Source organism: Luoshenia tenuis (assembly GCF_014384745.1).
GTDB lineage: Bacteria > Bacillota > Clostridia > Christensenellales.
Genome location: NZ_JACRSO010000002.1, coordinates 346,040 through 364,748 on the forward strand (window position 1 = coordinate 346,040; position 18,709 = coordinate 364,748).

Sequence of the window (18,709 nt, forward strand, 5' to 3'; positions counted from 1 at the left end):
CAACATGGGCAGGGCGCGGCCACAAGCCGCGCCTTTTGCCCCATGAATGTTCCCCTTATTTTTTATCGTCGTCCACCACTTCATAGTCGGCGTCCACAACGTTATCCGGGCCGCTTTGTGCGCCGGCGTTGCCCGCATCCGGGCCCGGATTGGCGCCCTGGGCGCCGGCCTGCTGCCCTGCCGCCTGCTGCTGGTAGACCTTGCCGAAAGCATCGTAGGAAACCTGGGTAAGTTTCTCGGTCTCAGCCTTGATCTGCTCCAGGTTGCCGCCCTCCAACGCCTTTTTAAGGGCGTCAAGACCGGCCTGCACCTTGTCTTTATCCGCCGCATCCAGCTTATCGCCCAATTCCTTCAAGCTCTTCTCGGTGGAATAGACCATCTGATCGGCCTGGTTGCGCACTTCCACTTCCTCTTTGCGCTTCTTATCCTCGGCCGCATACTGCTCGGCCTCTTTCACGGCCTTATCGATCTCATCGTCGGACAGATTGGTCGACGCGGTGATCGTAACGTTCTGCTCGTTGCCCGTGCCCAGATCCTTAGCGGATACGTGCACGATGCCGTTGGCGTCGATATCGAAGGTCACCTCGATCTGCGGCACGCCGCGGGGAGCCGGGGCGATGCCGGTCAGCTGGAAGCGGCCCAGTGTCTTGTTATAGGTGGCCATCTCGCGCTCGCCCTGCAGCACATGCACCTCCACCGAGGTCTGTCCATCTGCCGCCGTGGAGAAGATCTGGCTCTTTTTGGTGGGGATGGTGGTGTTCCGGTCGATCAGGCGGGTAAACACGCCGCCCATGGTCTCAATACCCAAGGAAAGGGGCGTTACATCCAGCAGCAGGATGTCCTTGACATCGCCGCCCAGCACGCCGCCCTGAATGGCCGCGCCCAGCGCCACACACTCATCAGGGTTGATGCCCTTAAAGGGCTCTTTGCCGGTGATCTTCTGCACCGCCTCCGCCACAGCGGGGATGCGGGTGGAACCGCCCACCAGAATAACCTTATCGACCTGAGAGGCCGTCAGCCCCGCATCCTGCAGCGCCTGGTTCATGGGGCCGGTGGTCTGCTCGACCAGGTCGTGGGTCAGCTCGTTGAACTTGGCCCGGGTAATGGTCATATCCAGGTGCTTGGGGCCGGAAGCATCCGCCGTAATAAAGGGCAGGTTGACGTTACTGGTCAACACGCCGGAAAGCTCGATCTTGGCTTTTTCAGCCGCCTCTTTCAGGCGCTGATGGGCCATCCTGTCGCTGCGCAGGTCGATGCCGTTTTCCTTTTTAAACTCGTCGGCCATGTAATCCACCAGGCGCTGGTCAAAATCATCGCCGCCCAGGCGGTTGTTGCCGTGGGTCGCCATAACCTCGAACACGCCGTCGCCGATCTCCAGAATGGACACGTCGAACGTGCCGCCGCCCAGATCGTAAACCAGGATCTTCTGGTTATGTTCTTTATCCATGCCGTAAGCCAGGGCCGCAGCCGTAGGCTCGTTGATGATGCGCAATACCTCCAGGCCTGCGATACGCCCGGCATCCTTGGTGGCCTGGCGCTGGCTGTCCGAGAAGTAGGCCGGCACGGTGATGACCGCCTGGGTCACCGGCTCGCCCAAGTAGCTTTCGGCATCCGCCTTAAGCTTGCTCAGGATCATCGCGCTGATCTCCTGCGGGGTGTAGTCGTTGCCGTCTACCCGCACTTTATAATTGCTGCCCATCTCGCGCTTGATGGAAGAAACCGTCCTGTCCGGATTGGTGATGGCCTGGCGCTTGGCCACCTGGCCTACCAGCCGCTCGCCCTCCTTGGTGAACGCCACGACCGAAGGCGTGGTGCGCGCGCCCTCCGGATTGGGGATGACAACCGCCTCGCCGCCTTCCATAACGGCTACGCAGGAGTTGGTCGTACCTAAGTCAATACCGATAATTTTTCCCATGATCTATACCTCCCATTGGATTGAATTTTCAAAATTTATTTAAATGGATTGCCTGCTATTATTGTGCCACTTTTACCATGCTGTAACGCAAAACCTTTTCGCCCGCGCGGTATCCCTTCTGGAACACCTCGCAAACGGTGCCGGCGGGATAATCCTGCGTGGCCTCGGCCTGCATCACCGCGTGATGCTTTTCCGGGTCAAAGGTCTCGCCCAGGGCCGGAATCTCCTCCACGCCCATCTTGGTCATAGTCTCCAGCAGCTGTTTGTAAATCTTTTCCACACCCTCAAAGAACGCGTCCGCATCGGCTTTTGCCGCCATCGCCCGCTCAAAGTTGTCCAGCACCGGCAGCAGCTCTTTCAGGGTATCCAGCTTGCCGTCCTGATAGGCGTCCGCCCGCAGGGTCTGGTTGCGGCGGCGGAAGTTATCAAACTCTGCCTGAAGGCGCTGGGCCGTATTGAGATAATCAGCCGACTGCTGCTGCTCTTTCTCCAGCAGCGCCTTGATCTTTTCAAGCTCCGCATCCTTATGCTTCTTCTTATCTTTTTTCTTATCCTGCGCCTTGGGCTCTTCGCAGGCCGCTTCAGCCTGCTGCCCGCAGTCCGCTGCGTTAGGCTCGGTTTCCTGATTTAAATTCTCGTTTTTTTCTTCCATCGTTATCCTCCTTATGCCGCTATTCGCCATCGGTCAGGTTCGAAAGCACCTCGGTGAGGCTGCGCCCCATAAAGCCCAGCACGGACATGACGCGGCTGTAATCCATCCGCGTCGGCCCGATCACGCCGATCGAACCCAAGTTTTGGTCGCCTATGCGGTAAGTTGCCGTCACCACCGAACAATTGCGCAAATCCTCAAACTCGTTCTCCCGCCCGATGGTGATGTTAAACTGCAATTTGCTGCCCCGCCGGAGCAGTTGATAAAGCCGGTCCTTCGTTTCCAAAACCGATAAGAACTGGCGCGCCTTATCGATATCGCTATATTCCGGATGGTTGAGGATCTTGCCCGCGCCGCCCAGCACCAACTCTTTAGAGAGGTTGGGCACGGCGTAGGTATCTAGCGCCTCGATCAGGCTGCCCGCCAGGCGCTTGTGCCCCTGCAGGGCCTTGGCCAGGTTTTCGTCCATCTGCTGGTGCAGCGTCTCCTCGATCTCCGCCAGCGTGTGGCCGCAAAGCTGCTTAGCCAGCAGCTTGGATACCTCATATATCTGATCCGAATCCATCTGTTTGGGGATGGAGATGACCTGATCTTTAAGCACGCCGGCCTCGGTAACCAGCACCACCAGCGCCAAATTTTCCGTGATCGGCACCAACTGAAAACCGGTGACGACGCTGTCTTTCATCTGCGGCGTCAGGGCAACGGCGGTATAATTGGTAATTTCGCTCAGCAGATTCGCCGCCTGCGAGATCACCTCTTCGATCTCGCCCAGGCGGAAATGCACGTACTGCTGCATGTAACGGATCTCCTCTGCGGAAAGATCCGGCACCTGCATCAGCTGATCCACATACAGCCGGTAGGCTAAATCAGAAGGGACGCGGCCGGCCGAGGTATGGGGCTGCTCCAGCAAACCCATCTCCTCCAGGTCGCTCATCTCATTGCGGATGGTGGCGCTGCTCCAGTCCAGATACTTTTTGGCGATCGTACGGGAGCCAACCGGGATGCCCGTAGCGATATAGTCGTCGATGATCGCGCGCAGAATGCGCAGTTTGCGTTCGCCAATATCCATCTCGCCCAAGCACCTCCTCGTCCGCTTTGTTGTTAGCACTCTCAAAAGAGGAGTGCTAAAACCTATCTATAAATTAGCACCGCGGGCCGGAATTGTCAAGGGTATTTTAACCAAAATCCAGCCTGCGGCGCAAAAAAATCAAAGAAAGTCAAAAATTATTATCCAGTGCCTGTAAGAACGCCACCAGGAGGGGATTCTGCACGTCCAGCCCCCGCTCCGTCAGGGCCAGGCGGCCGTTTTCAAGGCGCATCAGCCCTCCGCTTTCATAGGTGTGGATGAGTTTTTTCCATTTCTCCGGCAGCGTCGCGCCGTACCGACCTTCCAGGGCGGCCAGCGGAACGCCCCGTACCATGCGCAGCCCCATCATCAGCGTTTCAAACAGCGCGTCATTGCCGGAAGGGTAGCTGCGCGCTGCCACCGGGCTTTCTCCGGCCTGCACACGCCCGATATATTCGCACAGCTCGGCGGTATTCTCATACCGCTCCCCGCCGAAATAGCCGTGCGCCGCGCAGCCCAGGCCGATAAAATCGCCGTTTTGCCAATAGTTCAGGTTATGGCGGCATTCCTGTCCCGGCCGGGCAAAGTTGGAGATTTCATAGCGGCTGTATCCCCGGCTGGCCAGCAGGCTGCGGGCCAGCTTTGCCATGTCGTCCTCCGCATCCTCTCCGGGCAGAGCGGCGGCGCGCCCCGCCTGCACATCCGCATACAGCGCCGTCCCCTCCTCCAAGATGAGGGAATAGGCGGAAATATGCTCCGGCGCCAGCACCGTGACCCGCTCAAGGGTATCCCGCCACTGCGCAAGCCCCTGCCCGGGCAGGCCGTACATCAGGTCCACATTGATATGGCTAAAGCCCGCCGCACGGGCGAGCTTATAGTTCTCCTCAAAAACAGGATAGGTATGGATGCGGCCCAGGGCGCGCAGCAGCCCGCCGTCCGCCGTTTGCAGGCCGATGCTCAACCGGTTGATCCCGCTCTCCCGATATTCGGTTAACTTCTCTGCCGTCAGCGTACCGGGGTTGGCTTCCAGGGTGATCTCCGCATCCTTTAAAAGCGCAAAGCGGCGGCGCAGCGCGCTTAAAAGCTGCGTAACCGCCCCAAGCGGCAAAATAGAGGGCGTGCCCCCGCCGATAAAGACCGTTTCAAAGGCCGTAGCCTGCGCGCGGACCGCCCAGCGGTCTATTTCCTTTTCCAGCGCGCTCAGGTAGGCCGACATATCCGCCGCGCGCCCGGCATACGAAGTAAAATCGCAATACCGGCACCGGGCCTTGCAAAAGGGGATATGGATATAGATACCCGCCATATGCGCGCCTAATTCATCTTGAGCACGGCCATGAACGCCTCGCTGGGCACCTCGACCGAGCCGACCTGGCGCATCCGCTTTTTACCCTCTTTCTGCTTTTCCAGCAGCTTCTTTTTGCGGGTGATGTCGCCGCCGTAGCACTTGGCCAGCACGTCCTTGCGCATGGCCTTGACCGTTTCCCGGGCGATCACCTTGCCGCCGATGGCCGCCTGGATGGGGATCTCAAAGAGCTGGCGCGGGATCACCTCTTTAAGCCGCTCGGCGATGGAGCGGCCCCGGGCATAGGCCTTATCCTTGTGTACGATCAGCGTCAGTGCGTCGCACACATCCCCGTTGAGCAGGATATCCAGCTTGACCAGCTCGCTGCGCCGGTAGTCCTTCAGCTCATAATCAAAGGAAGCGTAACCCCGGGTGCGGCTTTTGAGGGTATCGAAAAAGTCGTAGATGATCTCGCTTAGCGGCAGCTCGTAATGCAGCACCACGCGGCTCTCCTCTAAATACTGCAATTCGATATAGACCCCGCGCTTTTCCTGACACAGCTCCATGATCGCTCCCACATACTCGGGCGGCGTCATGATCTTGGCGTCCACAAAAGGCTCCTCCATGTACTCGATCTCCGCGGGATTGGGCAGGTTGGTGGGGTTGTCGATGGTTTCCTGCGTCCCATCCGTGCGCTTGACTTTATAGATGACGCTGGGCGCGGTGGTGATCAGGTCCAGATCGTACTCGCGCTCCAAACGCTCCTGAATGATCTCCATATGCAGCAGCCCCAAAAAACCGCAGCGGAAGCCAAAGCCCAGGGCGATGGAGGTCTCCGGCTCAAAGTGCAGGGCCGCATCGTTGAGCTGCAGCTTCTCCAGGGCATCCCGCAGGTCGGGATAGCGGGCCCCGTCCGCCGGATAGATGCCGCAGTATACCATGGACTGCACCCGCTTATAGCCGGGCAGGGGCTGGGATGCGGGATGCGCTGCATCCGTCACCGTGTCGCCCACCCGGGCCTCCCCCACGTTTTTGATCGAGGCGGCGATAAAGCCCACGTCGCCTGCGGAGAGCTCCTGCAGCGTGGCGGGCTGGGGGTAAAACGCTCCCACCTCCACCACGTCAAATTCGATACCGCTGGACATCATGCGGATGCGCATACCCGCCCGCACGCTGCCCTCTTTGACGCGCACGATGCAGATCGCGCCCTTATAATTATCGTAATAAGAGTCAAAGATCAGCGCGCGCAGCGGGGCATCCTCCTCCCCGCTGGGGGCTGGGATATAGGAAACGATGCCTTCCAGCACATCCTCAATGCCTACCCCGCTCTTGGCGGAGATCAGCGGCGCATGGCCGGCTTCCAGACCGATCACGTCCTCGATCTCGCTGCGCACCTGCTCGGGCTGGGCGCTGGGCAGGTCGATCTTATTGATGACCGGCAGAATCTCAAGGTCGTTCTCCAGGGCCAGGTAGACGTTGGCCAGCGTCTGCGCCTCGATCCCCTGGGAGGCGTCCACCACCAAAAGGGCCCCCTCGCAGGCCGCCAAAGCCCGGGAGACCTCGTAGTTAAAGTCCACATGCCCCGGGGTATCGATCAGGTTAAACTCATAAACCTTGCCATCCCGCGCGCGGTAATTCATGCGCACGGCCTTGCTTTTAATGGTGATGCCCCGCTCCCGCTCCAGCTCCATAGAATCCAGCACCTGCTCGGACATATCCCGCTTGGCCATGGTCTCGGTGGCCTCCAGCAGCCGGTCCGCCAATGTGGATTTACCGTGGTCGATATGGGCGATGATGCTAAAATTACGGATCAAATCCTGATGTTCCCTTGCCATGCGTTTTACTGGACTCCTTTATATCTCAAAGTTGCCGGACGCGTACAGCCCTGCCGCCGCTCCGCCTGCATTTTAAACGGATGAAACTTCCTTCATCATAACGAATCCTGGGCCAAAAAGCAAGATTTGCATTGCCCCAGGCGGCAGTAGACAGCGGCATAAAAATAGGTGTATGATAAAAATAGAATAAAATTTGCTTATTCATGGGGTAGAACGTTTTAGGGGAGGTTTGGAACAAGATGAACGAAATACTGCAAACCACGGCGGACAACCTGAATGCGCGCGGTTTTGACGCACAGATCTTTAACACGGCGGACGAGGTAAAGCGCGCGGTAATGGACTTTATCGGCGAGGGCAAAACGGTGGGCATCGGCGGCTCTGTAACAGTGCGGGAGCTGGGGCTGTACGAGGCATTGAAGGACAAGGGAAACGATGTGGCCTGGCATTGGGAAGTGATGGGCAAACCGGGCGTGGATCAATCCCTGGTCAAAACCCTGCGCTATAAGGCCAACGCCTCGGAATATTACCTGACCAGCGCCAACGGCGTAAGCAGCCAGGGCGTGCTGATCAATATCGACGGTACGGGCAACCGCCTGTCCGCCACCTTTTACGGGCCGGCGCACGTATTTTTCATCGTGGGCCGCAACAAGATCGCCGCAACGTTTGAAGATGCGATGAACCGCGCCAAGAACGTGGCCTGCGTACTCAACGCCAAGCGCCTTAACACCCAAACGCCCTGCACCAAGGCGGGCAAATGTATGGATTGCAAGGCGGCCGCCCGCATTTGCCGCTTAACGGCCATCCACGAATACGCCCCCTCCTTTGAGGGACCCAAGGTCCACGTCTATCTGGTGGATGAGGACTTGGGGTATTAAGCCATACTATAATCCCAATAAAAAGGGCCGCAGGTTTATGCCTGCGGCCCTTTTCTGATGCACCTATTCTTCTACGGCGATAACGGATACCGGGCAATTATCCGCGGCCTCCTGCGCGGCTTGCGCCACTTCGTCCGTAACCGGGGCGTACACCTCGGCCCGTCCATCTTCCGCCATGCGGAATACCTCCGGACAGGTGGCCGGACACAGCCCGCAGCCAATGCAGCCTTCTCGATCGATACTCGCTTTCATTTATCCTATCTCCCTTTCGCATCAAGTTAGCCCTAGTATCTGCGAAAACAGAGATTATGATGCGCTAAAATCCCGCGTGAACAGATCGCTGTGCTCCAGCAGCTGTTCCACCGTATCAAACCCCAGCCGGTGCAGCAGCTCCAGCACATAGGGGTTTTGCAGCGGCGTGGCATAGGCTGCCGCCGCGCCATAGGCGTCCACGTTTTCCCGCCCGGTCTCACGGTCTAAAATCGCCCTGGGGCCGCCCACGCAGCCGCCTACGCAGCCCATCCCCTCAAAAAAGTTGGCCTTCGCCTCGCCCTTTTTCAGCCGGTCGATCATCGCCTTGCAGGCCGGCACGCCGTCGGCCTGTTCGGTCCGCACGGCGATCGCCCGGTCGGGGTTTAACTGCTCTACCGTCACACGCACCGCCTCGCTGACCCCGCCGGTGCGCGCATAAATGCGCCCCGCGCGGGAGGAATGATCCTTTTCGCTTTCCTCCAACGCCTCTGGCCGTATGTCCGCCGCCTCGAAAATATCCCGCATTTCCTGAAAGGTCAAAACATAATCCACGGCGCCTGCAATATCCTTTTCCCGCGCCTCGCTCTTTTTCGCCAGGCAAGGGCCGATAAAAACCGTCACCGCGTCCGGATGCAGCTTTTTAATGACCCGCCCGCAGGCGATCATCGGCGAGACCGAGCCCGGTACATGGGGCATCAGCTCTTGGTAGATTTTGCGGATCATGCCGATCCACATGGGGCAGCAGCAGCTGGTCAGAAGATAATCGGCCTCCGTTACGATATTGCGGTCAAACTCCAGCGCTTCTTTCAGGGTCAGGATGTCCGCAAACAGCGCCACTTCGATCATCCCGTCAAAGCCCAGCGCTTTAAATGCGCTGCGCAGCTTCCCGGGCGTAATTGCGTCGCTAAATTGCCCCAAAAAGGCCGGCGCGATCAGGGCATAGGCCAGCCGCCCGCCCTGGCGGACGGCCTTCATGGCGGGCAGCACATCCCGGCTTGCGGTCAGCTTACCTGAGCGGCAGGCGTTAATACAGGCCGCGCAGCCCGCGCACTTGTCCGGATCGATGCTTAGCTTACCATCCTCCCCCAGGGTGATGGCGTCAAACACGCAGCTCTTGCGGCAGGCCTGGCCGGAGGGGCAGCCTCCGCAGTCCTCGGTTTGCAGCACCACCGGATATTTCTCCGGGTGCAGCAGGCAATCCAGCTGGCGCGCATCCTGCTCGGGCAGCGGCGCTTTCTCTCCCCGCATCTCCCGGCGCAGCAGGGTTTGATAAAGCGTATCAAATGTCATACACAGTCCACTTCCTTACGATCGGTATCTTTCCGCATAGTATAGCCGGATTTTGCCAAAGCCAATCCGTCTGTTATCCGGCTTACCGGGCGCGTGCCAGCACCTCTACCGCCTGCGGCTCCAGCACGACCTCTCCCTGCCAGGCGCCGCAGCCCAGCAGCCGCGCTCCGCCCGCGCCCACGTCTACCCGCTGGGGATGGTGGCTGAAGTTCATCAAAAAAACATACTCCCGCTCCCCGTCGGTGCGCGCCATGGCGCTTACCCCTCGGGGCAGCGCGCCGGGCAGCACAGGCGAAATGCCGCAGGAAGCCGTAAGTTCCCGGTAAAAGTCCATCAAAAACGCATCGTCTAACCGGCAGGCCATGTAGTAAGCGCGGCCCTGCCCATAATCGTTGACCGTCAGCGCCGGATAGCCCGCGTAAAAGTCCTTCTCATAGGCCGCAAGCGCCCTGGCGCCCTCCAGGTGCACAAGGGTGCAGTAGCCCTGCGCCCGGTAGGTTTTGCCCTGCCAGGTGACCTGATTCGACTGATCGGGATAGAGGGTATCCAGCTCCTCATCCCATATCCCGGCCAGCTCCTTGAGCGGCCCCGGGAAGCCGCCCAGGTTCACCAGATCCCGCTGGTCCACATAGCCGCTCATATAGGTCAGCACCACCCTGCCGCCGGCGCGAGCAAAGTCCGCAAGCCGCTTTGCAAAGCCATCCTTCAACAGATACGCCATGGGCGCGATCACCAGTTTGAACTTATTCAGGCTGCTGTCCTCATCCACCATTTCCACCGGCACGCCCAGATGCCAAAGCGCCCGGTAATGCTCGCGCACCACGTCCTCAAAGCGCTTATCGGTGTTATCGGCAAACTTTGCGTCCCGCAGGGCCCAGCGGTTCTCCCAATCGTACAGCAGGGCCACTTGTGCGGGCACCGTGGTGCCCACAACGGCGTCCAGCTTGGCCAGGGCCGCGCCAGTATCCGCCACCTCCCGGAATACCCGGGTGCGGTTGCTCCCCTCGTGGTCCACCACCGCGCCGTGGAACTTTTCATAGGAGCCCCGGCTTTTGCGGAACTGGAAGTACTGCACCGAGTCCGAGCCATGGGCCACGGCCTGCAGGCTGTGCAGCTTGTGCCCGCCCGGCGCGCTCAGGCGCGCGACCGGCTGCCAGTTGGTGGGCGAGGGCGAGCTTTCCATCAGCAAAAAGGGCTGGCCGCCCCGCATGCCGCGGAACAGGTCGTGCATAAAGGCCGCCTGGCAGGCCACTTCCTCATCCCCCTCGTCCGTGCGCCACTGGGGGTAGTTATCCCAACTGACCACATCCAGCACCCGGGCTAGGCGGAAGTAGTCGATCTCCATATCCACATCGTCATGGCCCTCCATGCGCATAAAGTTGGTGGTGATGGGCACCTCCGGCGTAATTTCGCGCAGCGGCGCGCACTCCGCCTGATAAAAATCGATATACTGATCGGTCGTAAAGCGCATCCAGTCCAGATGCTGGCCGTGCACTGTGCTCTCCCCCAGCTTGGAGGGCGCCTCGATCTGGCTCCAATCCGTATACAGGTGCGCCCAGAATCCGCCCCACCAAGCCTCGTTGAGCGCGTCCAGGGTTTGGTAGCGCGCCTTTAAGTACTGCCTGAACTTCTCCTGGCACATTTCACAATAGCAGGCGCCGCCGTACTCGTTTGAGATATGCCACATGCCAAGCGCGGGATGGTTTGCATAGCGTTTGGCCAAAAGGGTATTGATCTGCGCGACCTTTTCCCGGTAGACCGGTGAGGTCAGGCAGTGGTTGTGCCGGGCGCTATAGCGGATGCGCCGCAGGTCTCTGCCCGTGCGCAACACCTCCGGGTAGGCCTGGGCCATCCAGGGCGGCCGGGCGCCGCTGGGCGTAGCCAGAATCGCGGTGATACCTGCATCCGCCAGCATATCCATCACTTCGTCCAGCCATTCAAAGTGATACTCGCCTTCGGCGGGTTCCAGCATGGCCCAAGAAAAAATCCCGATGCTTAGTTCATTGATCCCGGCCTCTTTGGCCAGGCGCATATCCTCTTTCCAGATGGTATCCTTCCACTTGATCCACTGGTCGGGATTGTAGTCCGCCCCGTGGATCAGGTGCGGGCACGCGCTGATTACGGGCCGGAAGCGAACAGGTGTTTGCTGGTGCATAAAGTCCCCCTCCTATTGCGGTTTTATCTTTGCTATCATCATACACCAGCGCCGCGTCCCGGCGCAATCAAAACGTTTCCGCAGCGCATTTGACACCGCCCCTTCCCGCGCCTATAATGGGATAAAGCCGACAGGGGGATTTGTATATGAAGGTTACCATCAAGGATATTGCACGCGAGGCCGGGGTTTCGATCTCTACGGTCTCCTACGCGCTGAATAAAAAGGGGCGCATCGTTTCGGATAAACACAGGCGGATCATCGAGATCGCGCGCAAATATAATTACGTGCCCAACGCCAACGCCCGCTCGTTAGCCTCGGGGCTGAGCAACAATATCGGCCTTTTGCTCTACAACAGCGCCGGGCTGACCAGTCCCTATATCCTCAAGTGTATCTCCACCCTGTCCGATATTATCGGCGAAAATTACGGCTGGCTGGCGCTTTGCCAGCTCAAAAGTCCCGCGATCGACCTGCAGGATATGCGCCGCTATCTGGGCAATTCCCGCTCGGATGGGATCATCGTATTTAACGCGCAGCTGCCCAAAGAGGTGATCGCCCTGCTGAGCACGGCGAAAACGCCCTATATCGTCTTTGGCAGGGAGCAGGCCTCCTGCAGCTATGTCTGCTGTGACGATGCGGCGGGCATCCGCGAGGGGTTTGACGCGCTCTATGCCCGCGACAAACGCAAAGTGCTCTTTATCTCCGGATGCGCAGAGGCTGAAATGGACAAAGACGTGCGCACGCAGGCCTACCTGGGCTGCATTGCGGACCACGGCCTTGCCTTTTGCCAGGTGGTAGGCGGCGGCTATAGCCGGGAGCAGACCGCTGCCGCGCTGGGAGCGTATTTTGCCGGCGGCGGAGAAACGCCGCAGGCCATTATGGCCGCCAACGATGAAATGGCTTATGCGGCCATCCATGTGCTGGAGGAGCGCGGCCTGATCCCCGGGCAGGATGTGGCGCTGATCGGCTTTGACGACGCCGACCCCGAGCATAACGATGCGATTGGCCTGACCAGCATCCGCCAGCCTATCGGTCAGATGACTCGGGCCTGTATCGAATACATCTATCAAATCGTGGAAAAAGATGAACCCGCTTTATTACAGCAAAAATATGCGCCGCAGCTGGTCGTGCGCGCGGGCACGCTTTTGTAGCGCCCTTGACAGCCCGGCGGGTTCTTGCTATACTGATTTCGAAACGTTTCTAAAACGATATTTAATTGTGAACCAATACAGATCTATTTTATATTTTTAGAAGGGTGTGGCAATGATGAGCGAAATGTTTCCCCGTACCAAGATCGGCAACCTCTCCGTCTCTCGAATGATTATGGGCACCAACAATATCGTGGGCGGTTCCCACCGCACCAAGGCCAGGGATACCCATATCCAGGAGATCAACAACAATAAAGAGGCCGTGGCCGAGATCGTGCAGACCTATCTGAGCTATGGCGTGGACACCATTATCGGCGGCATCTCCGGCAAGGATTACATGCTTGACGGCGTGCGCCTGGCCGAGGAGCGCACCGGGCAAAAGGTGCATATCGTCCAGCTGACCAATATCGATGTGACCGACAGCGACGAGGCCCGCAAAGAGGTGCGCAACACCTTTAAACAGTTTAAGGAGGACGGCGTGGAGATCGTGCTGCCCCTGCATGTGGCGGTGGAAAAGCTGGTCAACAAGGGCCAGGAAAAGATCGAGCGCATTGAGGACTATCTCTATATGATCCGTGAGCTGGATATGATCCCCGGGCTTTCGGCGCATATGCCCGAGATCATCACCTATGCCGACCAGAACGGGTACGATGTGGAGACCTATATCCAGATCTACAACCCCATCGGCTTTATGATGCAGGTGGAGATTGAAACCGTGAACACCGTCATCTGGAACGCCAAAAAGCCGGTGCTGACCATTAAGCCCATGGCGGCCGGGCATTTAAACCCCTTTGTGGGGCTGAACTTCGTCTGGAACACCATCCGCGAGAAGGACATGGTGGCCGTAGGGTGTATGACGCCCGAAGAAGTGCACGAAACGGTAGAGTTCTCCCGCGCGGCGCTGGAGCGGCGCCATCCTGAGGTGGAGGGCCGGTTGCACCAAAAACTTTAAGCACAGCAAAACTAGGCCCGCAGGCATCTCGCCCTGCGGGCCTTGCCTATAGCGTTTTGCCGCCCTCCCCCGGCCAGAGCCAAGCATGACAGCGTCAGGCTTTAGCGGTATAATGGAAAAAAGCGCCTTTAAACCGTCTGTGGTTTTTGGGGCAAAAGGAGGAAGAATCGTGGAGCATAAGTGCAAAATCACGGTATTACGTAAAGAATGTTATGGAGATCTGCAAGAGCAATACCTTGCCGATCCTCATTCCGGCCCCTGCCCCATGTTTGAGGTCGGGCAGGAATTTATACTGGAGCGCAACGATGCGCGGGACGACTTTTGGCATATGCTCGAGGGCAAATTCTGCTCTGAAGCCTGGGACGCCATCAGCCGCTATGTGTACACGGCCCTGCAGGGCGGTTCCATTATGCGCGGTTGGACCAATGACGAAAAAATGATGATCGCCTGCTGCAACGACGGAACCCGGCCCGTGATCTTTAAGATCGAGCGCATCGACGTAGAGGATTAACCGTCCAGGGCGGCGCGGTATGGCCGGTATATTTATAAACAATTTAAAAACATCTCTCCAAAGGGGTGGCAAAACGTCACCCCTTTTGGTAAGCTTAGGTTTGACAGCACTTACTTTTAAGGAGGTACTCTATGCAGACCATTGGCGTAGGCATCATCGGCTTTGGATTTATGGGCAAAGCCCATACTTATGGGCATTTGAACATGCCGCTTTTTTACAACAACCTTCCCTTCCAAACCAAGCTGGTCGGCGTGTGCGACCCCGTCCTCTCCCTGGCGCAGGACGCCAAGGCACGGGTAGGGTTTGAATTTGCCACCGACGACTATAAGGCGCTTTTGGCCCGCGAGGATATCGACGCGGTGCACATCTGCACCCCCAATGCTCTGCACGTGCCGATCCTGATCGATGCGGTCAACGCAGGCAAGCACGTTTACGTCGATAAACCGCTGGCGGTCTCCGCCCAGCAGGCCGACGAGGCCTGCAAGGCGCTGGAAGGCAAAGATGTGATCCACCAGATGGCCTTCCACAACCGCTTTTTCCCTGCCTCGATGCGTGCGCGCCAATTGATCGCCGATGGCGCGCTGGGCGATATTTTGACCTTCCGGGCCGCCTATTTTACCGCCGGCGGCGCCAATCCCACGGGCGCCATGGGCTGGCGCCAGCGCTCCGCGCTCTCGGGCGGCGGCGCCATTCAGGATTTGGGCTCCCACGCGATCGACCTGCTGTTGTGGTTGTGCGGCCTCAAGGCTGAGCGGCTGATCAGCGAGACCTTTACCCCCAACCCTGTACGGCAGGATGAAAACGGCAACCCCGTGCAGGTGACGGAGGATCACAGCAACATGATCCTTCGGTTGGAAAACGGCGCCACCGGCACGGTAGAGGCCAGCCGGCTGCGGACCGGTTTTGATGATATGACCCGCATCGAGATCCACGGCACCAAGGGGGCTATCGTTCTGGATCTGACGGAGAATGATTATCTGCAGTTTTATGATAATACCCTGCCGGATTCGCCCATGGGCGGACTCAAGGGCTTTACCTCCATTTATGCGGCCCAGCGCTTTGACGCCCCCGGCGGCTCCTTCCCCAACGCCAAGCAATCCATCGGCTGGCTGCGGGCGCACGCGCACTGTGTGTACTCTTTCTATAACAGCGTCTACACCCACACCCCCGCCACGCCCAGCGTTTTTGACGGTGCCAAGATCCAGCACATTTTGGATACGGCCTACCGCTCCGCCCAGGCGCATACCTGGCTTGATATCGAATAAAAAAGGAACTATACTTATTGAAAAGGCTCCGTCCGTGTGGACGGGGCCTTTTCTGCAATCTCCCCTGCCTTTGATTGACAGGATGGCCCTGCAATGCTATGCTTGATGTGAAAAGATCATCAAAGGAGGTGCTTGTTTGTCGGTATCCCGGTAAGGAACTGCGTGGTCAGCGTTTTGCTGCTGGCCTGTTTGGTTTTACCTGCCTGCCGGATACCGCTTTAGGCGAGCTCCTCCGTTTAAGCGATATAAAGCGCAGTTGAACTGCGCTGTTTTTTGTATGGGCTTAAGGCCCTGCGGTCTCCAAAGGCAGGTCTGTTTGAATAGCGAGATCGGAGGTAATTTTTATGTTGATACGCCAAGAAACGCCAGCGGATTATCCCGCGGTTTACAGTCTGGTTCAGCGCGCGTTTGCAAGCGCGCCGGTAAAAGACGGAACGGAGCAGGATCTGGTCGTTGCGCTGCGCAAAAGCAGGCATTTTATACCAAAGCTTTCCCTGGTGGCCGAGGATAACGGAAAAATTCTGGGCCATATCATGTTTACCACTTTGCAAATCGGCACGCACGAGGCGCTGACGCTTGCGCCGCTGAGCGTGGCGCCGGGCCATCAGCGCCAGGGCATCGGGCAGGCGCTGATCCGCGAGGGACACCGCATTGCAAAGGCATTGGGTTATGAGGTCGTGATCCTCCTTGGCAGCGAAAAATATTATCCCAAGTGGGGTTATCAACCGGCCAGTACGTTTGGCATCCGCGCCCCATTCCCCGTAGCGGATGAGAACTTTATGGCCATCCATCTGGACGGTAAAAAGGTCAGGTGGGACGCCGTGGTGAAATTCCCGTCGGCGTTTGGCATAGAAAATCGGGAATAACGGCAAAGGGCTGCGCTATTGGCGCAGCCCTTTTGTTTTGCTTTTGCGGTTTATCAAGCCTTTACCGCTGCCCTGCCGTCTACCAGGGGTTCGCCTAAAGGCTTGATCTCCTTTTGGTAGATGTGCCGCAGGAAAATGGAGCACAGAATAGCCGAGGAAACCTCCGCGATGGGGAAAGCCCACCAGATCGCATCCAGCCCGCCCCACAGGGAGAGCAGGTAAGCCACCGGCAGCAACACCACCAGCTGGCGGATCAGCGATACCGTCAAGCTGAGCATGCCGTGCCCCAGCGCCTGACAGACCGAGGAGGTGATGATGCAAAAGCCCGCCACGGCAAAATGGATACTGATGATGCGCAGCGCCGGAACGCCGATCTGCAACATGGTTTCCGATGCGTTAAAGATGCCCAGCAGCTGTGCCGGGAAGATCCAGAACGCCGCCAGTCCCAGCAGCATGATACATACCGCGTACAAAATGCTCAGCTGCATCGTTTTGACCATGCGGTCTTTTTTGCGCGCGCCGAAGTTATAGGCGATGATGGGCACCATACCGTTGTTCAGCCCAAAAATCGGCATAAAGATAAAGCTTTGCAGCTTAAAATACACGCCCAGTACCGCCGTAGCCGTAGAGGAAAAGGCGATCAATATCTTATTTAGGCCAAAGGTCATTACAGAACCGATGGAGGCCATGATGATGGAGGGCACGCCCACGCTGTAGATGTGCTTGATGATGCCCGCGTCGGGACGGAAGGCGCGCACCTTTAAACGGATCTCGTGGTTTTTCTTGTGGTTCAGATAGACCGCAATGCAGGCCGCGACGATCTGCCCGATCACCGTAGCAGCCGCCGCGCCGGCTACCTCCATCCGCGGGAAGCCGAATAGCCCAAAGATCATGATCGGGTCCAGAATGATATTGACGATCGCCCCTACGCCTTGGGTGATCATGGTATAAAAGGTTTTGCCCGTGGACTGAAGCAGCCGCTCGAAGGTGATCTGAAAAAAGATACCGAACGAGCAAACCGTACAGATGATCAGATAGTCCGTTCCATAATCCACGATCTCGCCGATATCGGTCTGCATTTGGAAAAACAGCCTCGAAAATATGCCGCCCAGCAGCGCAAAGACGATAAAGCTGACGGCCGCCAGGAACACGCCGTTTTCCGCTACTTTGTTGGCGGTATCAAACCGTTTTTCTCCTAGGTTCTTGGACAGCCGGGCGTTGATACCTACGCCCGTGCCCGTAGCCACGGCGATCATTAGGTTCTGCGCCGGAAAGGCCAGCGAAACGGCCGTCAACGCGTTCTCGCTCAGCTGCGCGACAAACATGCTGTCCACAATATTGTAAAGCGCTTGCACCAGCATGGAGATGACCATAGGCAGGGACATGGTGACCAGCAGCTTGTTGACCGGCATGACCCCCATCTTGTTTTCCTGAATTTGTGTTTCGCTCAATTTCTATCACCCCTAAATTTTACCAGTTGACAGATCAGCTGCGCAGCCTGCTCGATCCCAACGGAGCTGTCCAGCGCCATATCGTAGTTTTTCAGCTGCCCCCAGCGGGCATTGGTAAAGTAATTGTAATACGCCGCGCGCTGCTTGTCCCGCCGCAGCACGTCGCTTTTCACATCCGCCGCCTCAACATGGTAGACTTCGCGCGCCCGGCGGACGCGCTGCTCCAGCGGTGCATGGATAAACACGCTGACCCGCCCCGGATATTCCCGCAGGATATCATCGGCACAGCGCCCCACGATCACACAGGGGCCTTGCTGGGCAGCGGCGCGGATCACCTCAGCCTGGGCCAAAAAAACCTGATCGCTCAGCGGCAGGTTTTCCGGCGAAAAGGATAGATTATAGATAAAGTGCGATTTTTTCTGTTCCGCCTCGCTGATATAGTCCTCGCTCAGGCCGGTCTTTCGGGCCGCTTCCACGATGACCTCCCGGTCATAAAAGGGGATCTGCAAAAGCTCCGAGAGCCGCTTGCCGATCAACCGCCCGCCAGAGCCGAACTCCCTGGCCAGGGTAATGACCTGATTGTGCATATTCACCCTCCCTATTAGTTTTAATTGCAACCGTTATTCTTAAATGATTTGCCAGCTAAATTATAGAATAATCTAAAAACAAAGTCAATAAAGCTTGACAAAATGCCACATTCATACCATAATATCGTTGCAATAGAAACTATTAGGAGGCCCCCCATTATGGAGCATGCGGACATTATTAAAATGATCTCCGTAGTCTACCGCAAAACCCAGATGTACCTGAACCTGCAAACGCAGGATGTGGGCATCACAAGCGGACAGATCCCCTTTATTATGATCACTTGCGAGCGCGGAGCGATGCAGCAGCACCAATTCTGCGATATTCTGGATATCGATAAAAGCACGGTGGCCAAGATGCTGGGAAAGCTGGAGCTCCAGGGCTACGTGACCCGGACCCCTAACCCCAGGGATAGCCGCTCGATCGACGTGCGCCCCACCGAAAAGGCGCATGCCATTTATCCCATGCTCCGGCAGATTGGCGAGGATTGGGCTACGACCCTGACGCAGGATATGACGAAGATCGAGCGGGCGATCTTTTTTGAGATGCTGCAAAAGACAGGTGGGCGCGCCATGGACTACTTTGACAACATCCGTTAACGTTTAAAAGCAAAAG

Annotated in this window: 17 protein-coding genes; 7 read left to right on the forward strand and 10 right to left on the reverse strand. The window is 57.8% G+C overall.

Annotated elements, in window-relative coordinates; genetic code table 11:
• Window positions 1-55 precede the first annotated feature (55 nt).
• The 5 genes from dnaK to lepA all read right to left on the reverse strand — a co-directional run bounded on the left by dnaK (window position 56) and on the right by lepA (window position 6,747).
• The gene (dnaK, locus tag H8699_RS06580; RefSeq protein WP_249284979.1) at window positions 56-1,915 is read right to left on the reverse strand and encodes a molecular chaperone DnaK; all 1,860 of its coding nucleotides are present in this window, start codon (window positions 1,913-1,915) and stop codon (window positions 56-58) included.
• A 58-nt stretch (window positions 1,916-1,973) separates the two neighbouring features.
• The gene (grpE, locus tag H8699_RS06585; protein WP_249284980.1) at window positions 1,974-2,567 is read right to left on the reverse strand and encodes a nucleotide exchange factor GrpE; all 594 of its coding nucleotides are present in this window, start codon (window positions 2,565-2,567) and stop codon (window positions 1,974-1,976) included.
• A 19-nt stretch (window positions 2,568-2,586) separates the two neighbouring features.
• Window positions 2,587-3,633, reverse strand: coding sequence for a heat-inducible transcriptional repressor HrcA (hrcA, locus tag H8699_RS06590; RefSeq protein WP_138296151.1), 1,047 nt, complete (start codon window positions 3,631-3,633; stop codon window positions 2,587-2,589).
• Between the two features lie 148 nt (window positions 3,634-3,781).
• On the reverse strand, window positions 3,782-4,933 hold the full coding sequence (gene hemW / locus H8699_RS06595; protein ID WP_249284981.1) for a radical SAM family heme chaperone HemW: 1,152 nt from the start codon (window positions 4,931-4,933) through the stop codon (window positions 3,782-3,784).
• An 8-nt stretch (window positions 4,934-4,941) separates the two neighbouring features.
• A complete protein-coding gene (gene lepA / locus H8699_RS06600) occupies window positions 4,942-6,747 on the reverse strand; it encodes a translation elongation factor 4 (protein ID WP_249284982.1) in 1,806 nt (601 codons plus the stop codon).
• A 239-nt stretch (window positions 6,748-6,986) separates the two neighbouring features.
• Between lepA and H8699_RS06605 the strand changes: the two genes are divergently transcribed.
• Window positions 6,987-7,622 carry a lactate utilization protein gene (locus tag H8699_RS06605; RefSeq protein ID WP_249284983.1) on the forward strand — a complete coding sequence of 212 codons (636 nt, stop codon included), beginning with the start codon at window positions 6,987-6,989 and terminating at the stop codon, window positions 7,620-7,622.
• A 63-nt stretch (window positions 7,623-7,685) separates the two neighbouring features.
• Here H8699_RS06605 and H8699_RS06610 read toward each other — a convergent pair whose 3' ends face one another.
• From H8699_RS06610 to H8699_RS06620, 3 genes are all read right to left on the reverse strand, one after another.
• Complete coding sequence (locus tag H8699_RS06610; protein WP_249284984.1) at window positions 7,686-7,874, reverse strand: ferredoxin; 189 nt, start codon at window positions 7,872-7,874, stop codon at window positions 7,686-7,688.
• Window positions 7,875-7,928: 54 nt separating this feature from the next.
• Window positions 7,929-9,164 (reverse strand): [Fe-Fe] hydrogenase large subunit C-terminal domain-containing protein, encoded by a 1,236-nt coding sequence (locus tag H8699_RS06615; RefSeq protein ID WP_249284985.1) that lies wholly within the window; start codon window positions 9,162-9,164, stop codon window positions 7,929-7,931.
• An 82-nt stretch (window positions 9,165-9,246) separates the two neighbouring features.
• Window positions 9,247-11,319, reverse strand: coding sequence for a beta-galactosidase (locus tag H8699_RS06620; protein WP_249284986.1), 2,073 nt, complete (start codon window positions 11,317-11,319; stop codon window positions 9,247-9,249).
• Between the two features lie 146 nt (window positions 11,320-11,465).
• On the opposite strand from H8699_RS06620, the gene H8699_RS06625 reads away from it, so the two are divergent.
• The 5 genes from H8699_RS06625 to H8699_RS06645 all read left to right on the forward strand — a co-directional run bounded on the left by H8699_RS06625 (window position 11,466) and on the right by H8699_RS06645 (window position 16,058).
• Window positions 11,466-12,467, forward strand: a complete 1,002-nt coding sequence (locus H8699_RS06625) for a LacI family DNA-binding transcriptional regulator (RefSeq protein WP_249284987.1) — start codon at window positions 11,466-11,468, stop codon at window positions 12,465-12,467.
• 112 nt (window positions 12,468-12,579) lie between these two features.
• Window positions 12,580-13,416, forward strand: a complete 837-nt coding sequence (locus H8699_RS06630) for an aldo-keto reductase family protein (RefSeq protein ID WP_249284988.1) — start codon at window positions 12,580-12,582, stop codon at window positions 13,414-13,416.
• 169 nt (window positions 13,417-13,585) lie between these two features.
• Complete coding sequence (locus H8699_RS06635) at window positions 13,586-13,927, forward strand: TIGR04076 family protein (RefSeq protein ID WP_249284989.1); 342 nt, start codon at window positions 13,586-13,588, stop codon at window positions 13,925-13,927.
• Between the two features lie 131 nt (window positions 13,928-14,058).
• Window positions 14,059-15,192, forward strand: a complete 1,134-nt coding sequence (locus H8699_RS06640; RefSeq protein WP_249284990.1) for a Gfo/Idh/MocA family protein — start codon at window positions 14,059-14,061, stop codon at window positions 15,190-15,192.
• Window positions 15,193-15,536: 344 nt separating this feature from the next.
• Window positions 15,537-16,058, forward strand: a complete 522-nt coding sequence (locus H8699_RS06645) for a GNAT family N-acetyltransferase (RefSeq protein WP_249284991.1) — start codon at window positions 15,537-15,539, stop codon at window positions 16,056-16,058.
• 53 nt (window positions 16,059-16,111) lie between these two features.
• Here H8699_RS06645 and H8699_RS06650 read toward each other — a convergent pair whose 3' ends face one another.
• Window positions 16,112-17,479, reverse strand: coding sequence for an MATE family efflux transporter (locus H8699_RS06650; RefSeq protein WP_249285118.1), 1,368 nt, complete (start codon window positions 17,477-17,479; stop codon window positions 16,112-16,114).
• A 26-nt stretch (window positions 17,480-17,505) separates the two neighbouring features.
• Complete coding sequence (locus H8699_RS06655; RefSeq protein ID WP_249284992.1) at window positions 17,506-18,096, reverse strand: cytidylate kinase-like family protein; 591 nt, start codon at window positions 18,094-18,096, stop codon at window positions 17,506-17,508.
• Between the two features lie 159 nt (window positions 18,097-18,255).
• Between H8699_RS06655 and H8699_RS06660 the strand changes: the two genes are divergently transcribed.
• Window positions 18,256-18,693, forward strand: coding sequence for a MarR family winged helix-turn-helix transcriptional regulator (locus H8699_RS06660; RefSeq protein WP_138296164.1), 438 nt, complete (start codon window positions 18,256-18,258; stop codon window positions 18,691-18,693).
• Window positions 18,694-18,709: the final 16 nt, after the last annotated feature.